General features: G+C 33.5%; 5 protein-coding genes. 3 read left to right on the top strand and 2 right to left on the bottom strand.

Going from position 1 to position 11,394, the window contains the following annotated elements; genetic code table 11:
- The first annotated feature begins 6 nt into the window (after positions 1-6).
- The 3 genes from OIU83_RS08570 (at position 7) to bioB (ending at position 2,707) form a co-directional block, all read left to right on the top strand.
- Positions 7-936 carry a bifunctional riboflavin kinase/FAD synthetase gene (locus OIU83_RS08570; RefSeq protein ID WP_264205836.1) on the top strand — a complete coding sequence of 310 codons (930 nt, stop codon included), beginning with the start codon at positions 7-9 and terminating at the stop codon, positions 934-936.
- 116 nt (positions 937-1,052) lie between these two features.
- Positions 1,053-1,490, top strand: coding sequence for a hypothetical protein (locus OIU83_RS08565; protein ID WP_264205835.1), 438 nt, complete (start codon positions 1,053-1,055; stop codon positions 1,488-1,490).
- A 131-nt stretch (positions 1,491-1,621) separates the two neighbouring features.
- Complete coding sequence (gene bioB, locus OIU83_RS08560; RefSeq protein ID WP_264205834.1) at positions 1,622-2,707, top strand: biotin synthase BioB; 1,086 nt, start codon at positions 1,622-1,624, stop codon at positions 2,705-2,707.
- A 61-nt stretch (positions 2,708-2,768) separates the two neighbouring features.
- Here the strand turns inward: bioB and OIU83_RS08555 are convergent, their stop codons facing one another.
- Positions 2,769-6,623, bottom strand: a complete 3,855-nt coding sequence (locus tag OIU83_RS08555) for a T9SS sorting signal type C domain-containing protein (protein ID WP_264205833.1) — start codon at positions 6,621-6,623, stop codon at positions 2,769-2,771.
- Between the two features lie 219 nt (positions 6,624-6,842).
- Positions 6,843-10,883, bottom strand: a complete 4,041-nt coding sequence (locus OIU83_RS08550; protein ID WP_264205832.1) for a T9SS sorting signal type C domain-containing protein — start codon at positions 10,881-10,883, stop codon at positions 6,843-6,845.
- Positions 10,884-11,394 lie beyond the last annotated feature (511 nt).

Genomic DNA, 11,394 nt, shown 5'->3' with positions numbered 1-11,394 from the left:
TTTGCTTTGAAGCTCTTTCATTCTATAAACGATTTTCAGTCAGTCAAGAAAACAATATTAACTCTTGGCACCTTTGACGGTGTTCATATTGGTCACAAAAAAATACTTGAAAAGATTAGTCAAAATACCGAAGATGGCAAATATGAGAGTTTAGTTCTTACTTTTTTTCCGCATCCAAGAATGGTATTACAGGAAAAATCAGAAATAAAATTACTAAATACAATTGCCGAAAAAACAAAACTTTTAGAAAACACAGGAATTGAAAATCTTGTTATCCATCCTTTCAACGAAAGTTTTTCGAGATTAACCGCAGAGGATTTTGTTAGTTCGATTTTAGTAAATCAATTTCATATTCAAAAAATAATTATTGGTCACGATCATCGTTTTGGCAGAAACCGAACTGCAAACATTGATGATCTAATCGCTTTTGGTGAACAATATGGTTTTGAAGTAGAACAAATTTCGGCACAAGAAATAAAAGATGTATCGGTAAGTTCTACAAAAATAAGAAATGCATTAACTGAAGGGAATATGGCTCTTGCCAATGAATATTTAGGTTATGATTATTTCCTTACTGGTACTGTCATAAAAGGCAAACAACTAGGAAGAACCATTGGTTTCCCAACCGCCAATCTAAAAATTGAAGAAGAATACAAGTTGATCCCAAAAAATGGAGCTTATATTGTAAAATCTATCATCAATGAAAAAGTAGTTTATGGTATGATGAACATTGGTTTTAATCCAACTGTAAACGGTCAAAAACAATCTATCGAAGTCCATTTTCTAGATTTCAATCAAGACATATACGACTTAGAAATTGAAGTTTCTTTATTACACTATATCCGTGAAGAGCAAAAATTTGGTTCTGTTGATCTTTTAAAAGAACAATTAAACAAAGACAAACAAACAGCTCTAGACTTTACACATAAATTATAAATTTTCTAAATTATTTATAATATCCATAATGTTATCGTACTGATTTTTTTACTAAATTTGATAAGCACTATGCTGTCTATCAAACAAGTAGTATTAACTTCTTAAAAATAATCATTATGAAACTTCCAAAAGAAATACACAATGGAATCCTTATATTCCTGGGTATTGGTGTCTATTTTTTATTAATGAGTGTTTTAGGTCTTTCACACTTATTTTACTTGCGTTTACTAAACGTTGTATTTATTTTTTACGGTGTAAACAAAACTATTAAAATGAATCTTGCCGAAGGTGAAACCAATCCTGTATCCAATGCTGTATCGGCAATGGCAACTTCGGTTGTGGGTGTTGCCCTTAGTGTTTTAGGACTACTTATTTACAGTTATGCCAGAGGCGGTGATGCTTATGTAAAAACCCTATCGGCAACTTTCATGTTCGGTGGTAATCCTTCTGTTCCTACTTATTGTATCTGTTTATTATTTGAAGGTATTGCTTCATCGGTAATTGTAACCATGTTATTAATGTTGTTTTGGAACAATAAATATGCTGCAGATTAATACTTAAAAAACTCTTTTTAAATATTAATTTACACAAACATTACTTAAAATCAGCATTTTATTTTGCGAAATACTGCATTGATTCATTAGAACAATTTAACTACTTTTGAAGCATCAAAAAAATCGCATAGATGAATAGTACAAAACATAATTGGACGAAAGACGAAATTATAGCTATATATAATAAACCAATGATGGATTTGCTTTACGAAGCAGCATCAATTCATAGAGTAAATCATGATCCTAATGTGGTTCAGGTATCTACATTACTATCTATTAAAACTGGTGGTTGCCCAGAAGATTGCGGATATTGTCCTCAAGCTGCTCGCTACCATACTGGTGTAGAAGGAAATGATTTAATGTCGGTTAGTCAGGTAAAAGCACAAGCTTTACGTGCTAAATCAAGCGGTTCTTCTCGTGTATGCATGGGAGCTGCATGGAGAAATGTAAAAGACGGGTCAGAATTTGATCAAGTATTAGAAATGGTACGTACTATTAATAAACTTGACATGGAGGTATGTTGTACACTTGGTATGATTACCGAAAATCAAGCGCAACGTTTAGCCGAAGCGGGTTTATATGCCTACAATCATAACTTAGACACATCTGAGGAATATTATAAAGAAGTAATCTCGACTCGTGGTTTCGAAGATCGTTTACAAACTATTGAGAATGTTCGTAAAACCAATGTGACTGTTTGTAGCGGTGGAATTATCGGAATGGGAGAAAGTATCGAAGACCGTGCTGGAATGCTAGTAGCACTTTCTACATTAAATCCACAACCAGAATCTGTGCCTATTAATGCATTAGTTGCTGTAGAGGGGACACCAATGGAGGAAGAAAAACCTGTTGAAATTTGGGAAATGATTCGTATGGTTGCTACAACCCGAATCATAATGCCAGAAACTCAAGTGCGTTTATCTGCCGGAAGAACTAATATGAGTCGTGAAGGTCAGGCAATGTGCTTTTTTGCTGGTGCAAATTCTATTTTTGCCGGTGATAAATTACTTACTACACCAAATCCTGATGTTCATGAAGATATGAAAATGTTTGATTTATTAGGTTTGATTCCGCAAAAACCATTCGTAAAAGTTTCTCAGCCAGAAACTGTAGAAGCAGCCGATTCTCAATATGCTCCTCTTGGCGAAAAACCAAAATGGTCAAGACCAGGACATACTATCGAAAGAAACCTGGAAGCTTCGGTTAAAGCAAAATAATCTAAATTTACACGTATAGAAAATCCTCATTAATTAATTTTAACGAGGATTTTTACTTTTGCTAAAGCATTACTTTCCTAACAATTGTTGCTTTATTTTTCAACTCCACTTTTACAATAACCATTTGCGATAGAGCATTAATCTTATAAGTTTCGAACTGACTTGTATTCACATTATTTCTTTGATATATCTTCTTTCCCGATACATCATAAATAAATACCTTATCGATTGTCGCGCTAAAAGCATTGATTTTAATCTCTTTGTTTGCAACAGAAACTAAAACTATATTCTCTGCAACATCAAATTCTCCTGTATCCAAAGTTTCATTCGTATATCGCAATACAAAGCGATCATCTAAAGTTCCAATTTCTGTGGTAAATGCATAGTTAGTTTTACTTAAATTGTGAATTATGTGGGCTCGTTTATCTTCTAAATAAATTTCCCTATTTAATAACAATCCATCTACTTTATCGATAGCAATTGTGAAATCTCCTGCTATTGTCGAACTATATCCCAACGGAACTAAATCGGTATCTTCAAATGGTAAGGCTTTAGCCTGAATTACTAAATTCTTATTTACTTTAATGCTATAAAAATTCACAAACTTATTTCCGTTAAAACTTTCTCCATCAAAAACTGGATTACAAGAACCGGTTGCCCCATTTATATAACCAATCAGGATTTGTTTAAACGTTCCTTTGTTATTCGTTAAATTCAACCAGATTCTATGTCTTTCGACTGAACTTTCTTTTTCTAAGTTATTTACTTTACTGGGTTTAAAAAAACTAGAATTCCTATTGATTATTCGCATACTATTATCAAAATTAGCTTTTCCTGTTCCGTTACTTGCTACAAAAAATGCCTGTCCTGAACTAATATTCCCATCTGGTCTGGTTGTATTTATTCCAGAAGACAAAGCTGGTCTGGTTGCAACTCCTCCCAACAAATTGTATGCAGCATAATCATCGGAGTTATATTCTCTGTCCGTAATCGGAGTGTTATGAGTCCAGAAATAAAGCGTCCCGTTTATGTTACTTGTATTTTGGGATATAAAAATACTAGCATCAATCGCCGATGGATATGGGTTCCCAATTAAATTATAACCTTCCATACTTTCCAACAGGACAGAAACTTTACCATTTACTGGAATACCTTTAAAAGCAGCCTCGAAGGATGCGCCATTTATTTCCGAAAACTCTTGTGGTCCACGAATGATATAACCTTTTCCTAGTATCATATTATTTAATGGGTTTTCCTCTTTCCAATTATTTACAGATGTATCATAAGAAAAATATTTATCGGATAATGTATTTGGAGACACATCGATTAATTTCTGATTTTCAACTGGAGACGACCAATACGTATAATCAAATTTTAAAATTGGCGTTGTTCTTCTTTTTACCTCAGCAAATCCTGTGTTTATCATTTCATCATCGGATTGATATAATGCTGCTGTATCCTCTAAAACTAAAGTTCCTAAACCTGAATAATTAAAACTCAATCCCAGCGTTTCACCTCTTGGAACGGTAACTATTTTTCCTTCGTCAATACTACAACTACAAGCATTAACCGAATTTAAAAAAGTATAGTTGTCATGAAAAACCAATTCTTTTCCTCCCGATGGTAAACCATTTGTCCAATTTAAACCATCCCAACCAGAACTATTCACACATAATTTTAACCTAGCAATGCGATGTTTTGTTTGCCCTGAAACGGAGTTGAAGTTCCCTCCAATAAGAACTTTATAATCGGGTGTGAAACACATACTAAATAAAGTATTATTTAAGTTTGCCTGAAAAGAAGTATCATACAAACCATTCTTTTGCAATCGGAGCATTTGCATTGAAGTAACTTCATTATACGTACCCGAAAATGTTCCTCCTACCAAAATACAATCATCAGGCTGAACCAGAATACTGCGAACATCTCCTTTATTAAACCCTGTTCCAATAATAAAGCTATTATCTAAACTTCCATTGGGATTTAATCTAACAATCCTTTTTTTGGAAACTCCATTATACACTAAGAATGAACCTCCTAAAATTATTTTATTATCCGATTGTAGTGCAATTGCATAAACATATTTATCAAATCCTATTCCTGTAACAAAACTAGTATCAATACTTCCATTTGAATTTAAACGCACTAATCCTGGTGAAACATGACCATTAAAAGTGTCAAATCTACCCCCTACTAATATTTTACCATCTGGCTGGATAAACAATGCTTCAATTAGCGCATTTGCTCCCAAGCCGCTTACAAAATCCGAATCTATCGTTCCATCTGTTTTCAATCGGGCTATCCTTATAGCCGAAATCCCATTATAACTCGTGAAGTTTCCTGCAACAATAATTTTGGAATCTGCCTGCAATGCCAATGCATAGACTTGATTATTAAATCCCGTACCGATTGTAAAACCTTCATCGATACTACCATTTGCTAAAATTCTTGTAATCCTGTTGCAAATTTTTCCGTTGTAATTTGTAAAGCTACCTGCAATAACTATTTTATTATTGGGTTGTAATACTGCTGTTTTAATTGCATTATTAGCTCCCGAACCATTTAAATTAAATCCAATATCCGAAGAACCATCTTCGAGTAAACAAGCTATTCTTAATGATGGTTCTCCATTAAATTTTGTGAAACTCCCGAAAACCATCGCTTTATTATCTTGTAACGAGATTATCTTTGAAACTGAATTATCAAATCCAACTCCAGCCGTAAGATATCCCGAATCTAACGCTCCATCTGAATCAATTTTGGCTAATCTTCCTTGATTTTGAGAATCAAAAACCGAAAATGAACCTCCTACAAACCATGAACCATCACTACTAGTTGCTAAAGTTAATACAGATGCTGAAGCTGGTCCGGAACCAGAATCAAAATTGGGTTTTATAGTGCCATTTGCATCTAAAAAAATCAATCTATTTACAGACTCTCCATTATATTTTCCAGTAAATGAACCTCCAATCATTATATCATTTGCCGAATTGACTTTAATAGCTGCTACTCCATCATTACTAAATCCTGTACCAGATAAAAAACTAGAATCTATTTCTCCACCACCATTCAAACGGATTATTCTATTGGCAGATTCACCATTGTAGGTTGTAAATTTTCCTCCTAATAAAATTTTACCCTCTGATTGTAATGCCAATGCACTAACATCATTATTAAAACCTGTACCAATATTAAAAGTTCTATCGATGCTTCCATCAGTATTTAACCGAATAATATGATTCGATTCTACTCCATTAAAAATATTGAAACTTCCTGTAACTATAATTTTTCCATCTGTTTGGATTTGAGCATTTGTAATATTTTTTAAAGATCCTGAACCCGTTAAAAATGATGTGTCTAAACTGCCATTGGGATTTAGTCTAACTACTCTATTAACGACAACACCATTGTATTGTGAAAAACTACCTACAACAATAATTTTACCATCTGTTTGTTGTGTAACATCGTAAACAATTCCATTACCGGCTCCGTTTGTATTAAAACTAGTATCTCTTGACCCATCCTGATTTAAACGTACCAACCTATTAGAAATTACTCCTAAATAAGTTGTAAATGCCCCGCCAATAATTATTTTACCGTCATTTTGTATAAACGAAGTATATATTTTCCCGTTAAAACCAGCATCAATATTAAAATCCTTATCTATACTCCCATCAGGTTTTAATCGGCATAAATAATTTGCAGACGCTCCATTAAAGTTTAAATAATCTCCACCTACAATTAAATCGCCATCCAACTGTAAAGCGATTGTCCTAACTATATTATCAAAACCATCTCCAAGATGCCCATCATCATAAGTATTAAACGTTGTGTCTACAGCACCTTGTTGCGCATTACTAGTAGTTACAAAAATAAAGCTTGCGATGAACAGTAGATAATATTGTTTTGTTTTCAAAATAATCTTCTTTTAACGTTTATTTCCTAAAACAATATATCTTTGGATTGTAAGTAGGATTTTACTGCAAAAATAAACATTGTAATCTCACTCGACAATACCCACTTTTGGTTATTTTTATAAAAATTATACTACAATACTGTTTTTATAAACTCACGTAAAAACAAAAAACCATTTGCCTTTCGACAAATGGTTTTTGAAATATAACGTAAATTGTATTTAGTAAATCACTTTCTTGGTTTCGGTATGTTTATTATCTAAAACTACTTTTACCAATAAAACCTGATTACTTGATTTTAAATTTTCGATAACCAAATTAGAATTTCCGACTTTCTCTTTCTTGTAAATCAATTTACCCGAAACATCGTAAATAAACACCTTGTCGATTGTTAGACTAAAAGCATTGATTTTAACTTCTTTATTTGCAACAGCTACTAAAATTGCATTCTCTCCCAACTCAAATTCTCCAGTACCTAATGTTTTATTGGTATATCGCAACACAAAACGATCATCGAATGTTCCTGCTCCGGTATTAAACGTATATCCTTTTTGAGTTAGATCATGTATAACTGCAGTTTTCTTATCTTCCAGATAAATAGCTTGATTTGTCAATGAACCATCGGCTTTATCTATCTCAATAGTAAAATCTCCTTCCTTCGTCGAACTATATCCTAAAGGAACTATGTCGGTTTGTTCAAATGGCAAAGCACGCCCCTGAATTACTAATTTGTCAGTTTTATTAATACTATAAAAATCAACATAGCTATTTCTGTTCATTGCTAATCCATCATAGAGATTATCATAACCATTTGTAGCTCCCGCAACATACCCAATTAGGGTTTGTTTAAAAACCCCTCCAACATTAGTTAAATTAAGCCACAAACGGCTTTTTTCATCTGTATCTGTTGTTTTATTTGTTTTTGATGGTTTAAAAAACTGAGAATTATTCCCCCCACTACGCATTGCATTTGTGTAGTTTATAGCTCCATTTCCTGTAGCTATACCAAAAAATGATTGTCCAGCAGCTATTTGACCTGAAGGCGTAGCTCCTCCTGAGATTGCTCGTACTGTAGCTGTCCCTCCAACTCCATTATATGATGCATAATCATCTGAAGTATAAACATAATAAGGTCCGCTTTGGGCTATTGCTGTATTGTGTGTCCAGAAATAGATAGTTCCATTTAAAATATCTTTATTTGCCGTTAAAAATTTATCTGCATCCAATGCCGATGGATATGGATTTCCTATTAAGTAAAGATTGTCTTTAGTAATAGTCTCCCCAATTATTGGTCCATTATTAGCCACTCCAAAAAAGCTAACTGGTTGCGCATAAGGATAAACTACATTTTCATTATTAATAGCCCATGACCCTGCATTTGGTACTCTTATAATATACCCTTTTCCTAAGGTCATCATATTTGTTCCATTTTCCTCTACCCATCCATTATTATATGAATGATATTTATCTGGCAATGTATTTGGAGATAAAACACGTAATAATTGCCCATCTACAGGAGAAGACCAATAAGAATAATCAAAAGCTATCATTGGAGTCGAAATTCGCTTATAAGTAATATTACCACTATTAGCAACATTATTTGTTTGCATCAAACTTGCATTATTCTCAAATGTTAATGTACCTCCAGAAACTGCAACTCCATTTGTAATTGTTAATACATGCCCTGAATTTATCACAACAGCACTACCTGAATTTACCTGACACGAGCAACCATTTATATTTCCTGTAGAGTTGAAATTCCCCGCAAATACAATATTTTCATTAATTGTAGGGACAGACACTTTTGACCAAGCTGTCCCATTCCATATATTACTTTCCAAAACTGGTACCACAGCAGAAAGTGATGCTAGTGATGTACATGTTGAGCCAAGATGCTTTACTGTAAATGTATATGTATTTGGATCAAGTCCAGTAATAGTAGTACTAGTTCCTATTCCTGTTGTTTTAACTGTAACCGGATTGGTTTCTATTTCCCATGAAAAACCTCCCCCTGGCAATCCACTCAAAGCAACACTTCCTTTTGGAACAGCGCAAGTTGGCACAGTAATAGCTCCTACAATTGGAGCTGTTGGTAATGGATATACCGTTAACAAAACGACATTGGATGTAGTAGAGCAACTTCCGCTGGAAACGATACAACGTACATAATTTCCATTATACCCTACTGATGCAGATGTTAATGATAATGTCGCTGTATTATGTCCTGTTACATTAGGTCTTCCATCTGTATTTGTCCAAGGACCTGTAGCTGAACTCGAATACTGCCATTGGTAAGTAAAACCTGCCGGCGTCCCAATAGTAAATGAACCATTTGTACCTTCACAAATTGTTAAAGCAGCTGGTTGAGTGTTAATTACCAAAGAAGGTTTTGTAATTATAGAAACATAGTTACTATCGAAACTACAACTAGAAGCATTAGATGCTACTGCTGACACATTACGTCTATAATAAGTAATATTAGTAGTTGTATTACCTGTTATAGCTGCAGGTGTATAATCCTCAGCAGTTATTCCTGTACCTGTTGTTACATTAGACCATGCGCCTGGTACACCAGCATTGTCAGGCGCAGATTGCCATTGAAATTTTATTGTAGGATTCACCCCCGCACCATTATATGCATAAGCAGATCCATCGATAGGTCCCGCAATAACATCTCCTGTACAAACAGTTGTTACTGCTGGCGCTATAATTGTATTAGTACTTGCCAAAAATGGTGTCATACTGAACTCTATCGTATTCCCCCCGCTATTTTCATAGTAATCTAGTATCAAATTACTGCCATTAGTAAGGTTAACTAATACATTCGAGTAAGTTGTAGGTGATTGTTCTTGCCATTGATCTACAACTTTTACACCATCTACATATAAACGAACCCCATCGTCTGCTCTAACTTTAACTAAATAACAACCTGTTTTTGTTGTAGTCATCCTATAACGAACTGCAAACTGTTCTGTACGAATGCTTGCTCTTTGTACTCCATTTGAAAAAACAGGAAAACAAACATCATCCCCTCCAAAATTTTGAGTTATTGATTCTGTACTTTCATCATAATACCCTGCATATTCTGCAGTCGAAAATGGTGTAGTTGCTGCTGGTGCAGCAGGAGAAGCGCCTCCTGGAGGTGTAGAACCAGTCCAGTTATAAATATGTCCTCTCCAGGTATCAGCCCCCGCTACTGCTTGAGAATCCTGTGTGTTACCAATTGCATTTAAAACAAGAGTAATACCTCCTGTACCAATAGTTCCATTATTAGCACAACTTCCTGTAGATAAAACAACTTTTATCTGACCCGAAAATGGAGCAATCCAATTAGCAATAGATGTTCCTGTTACTCCGGTATTAGTAGCTGCAGGTACTACATCTAAATCTGTTGAAGCATCTAAAAGATTCAATTTTTCACTAAAAGCTGTAAATACATTTCCAACTGTAAATGTATATTTATATCCTTTTATAACATCTACCAAGGCATATTGCCCCGCATTTACGTTTCCAGTAGTTTGTGTATTATTACTATCAATACAAAAGTTATATGTTCCAATTGAGGTTGTTGCACTTGGAGAAAAACTATAAATTTGCCCCGTAGCTGGTCTTACATTAATATTAGTTGTAAATGTACCTGCTTGAGCTGTTGGATTCGCTCCTGCGTCATTTAAAGTTAAATAACCACTCTTTGAGTCATAAATTCCTACAGAAGCTGAAATTACTCCAGGACTTACTGATCCCCGTCTATATCTATAATCAATTTTATTTGAACCTTCATAAAGCCAAACCTGAAATGTTATTGCGTCTCCAGCTGTACCTCCGCTGTAAAAATATTGTTGTAACCATTCTACCTTAAAAATACGATTAGGCGTAGTACCAGATGTTACATACCTAGGTACGGCATTATAACGTAAATCATCCCAAAATGGAAATAAAATAGGCTTAGATGATTCAGCATTCGCTAATGTATTATCATATTGTGAATCAGTTGCTCCTCCAAAAGTAAGCCATCCATTACTCGATATTTTAACCTGATTATACCCAATTCCCCCAAATGTAAAAGTAAAAGGTAAAGATATAGAGTTAGAAATTGCATCATCAGTACCTAAAGCTGTCGGCATACCATTTGCATTAGTAGAACCGGTTAAAGCATTATATGTCCCTGTACTCGCAGAAAAACAATAATTACTAGCAGATTGCCCATAATTAATTAAAAAAGTGAAAAATAATACAAAACTTAATAGTAGTTTTTTATTCATAAGTAGGATTTATAATTATATATTATACTATTTTTAATAGCAATCTAATATTCTTTTGCTGCAACTTTATTTAACAATTCTTTACTTAATATATTTATATAACAAGCAGAAAATCAATAGCTATTGTTTTTTTGTTTATGACTTTTCCCTAGTTTAAAAAATACTTTTAACATATTGTAAGCTTTTATGTATAAAATAAATCCAACCTGATGATTTTAAATTGTATTTTTTATTTTCAAACAAAATAAAAACCCTGTAAACCAATACTTTAACTCATAAACAATATGAGTTTTAGCTATTTCGAACCAAATAAAACACTAAAAAAAACTTCTCACAAGCTTTTTTTTTTTGGAAAATACATTTTCGACATATTGCACAAAAATCCGATTAAATACATATTTAATCGGATAAAAAATATTTTATGAAGTAAAAACCTATTTAAAAGTGTAAAAATCTTTCTTGCAAGCTTAAGCAAAAGAGAACAAGTCGATTAGACTTATTTCATTAGATA

This window comes from Flavobacterium shii, assembly GCF_025847235.1.
In the GTDB taxonomy this organism is placed as follows: Bacteria; Bacteroidota; Bacteroidia; order Flavobacteriales; family Flavobacteriaceae; genus Flavobacterium; species Flavobacterium shii.
The sequence above is the reverse complement of the archived record's forward strand: the minus strand, read 5'-3'. Positions and strand labels throughout refer to the sequence as shown.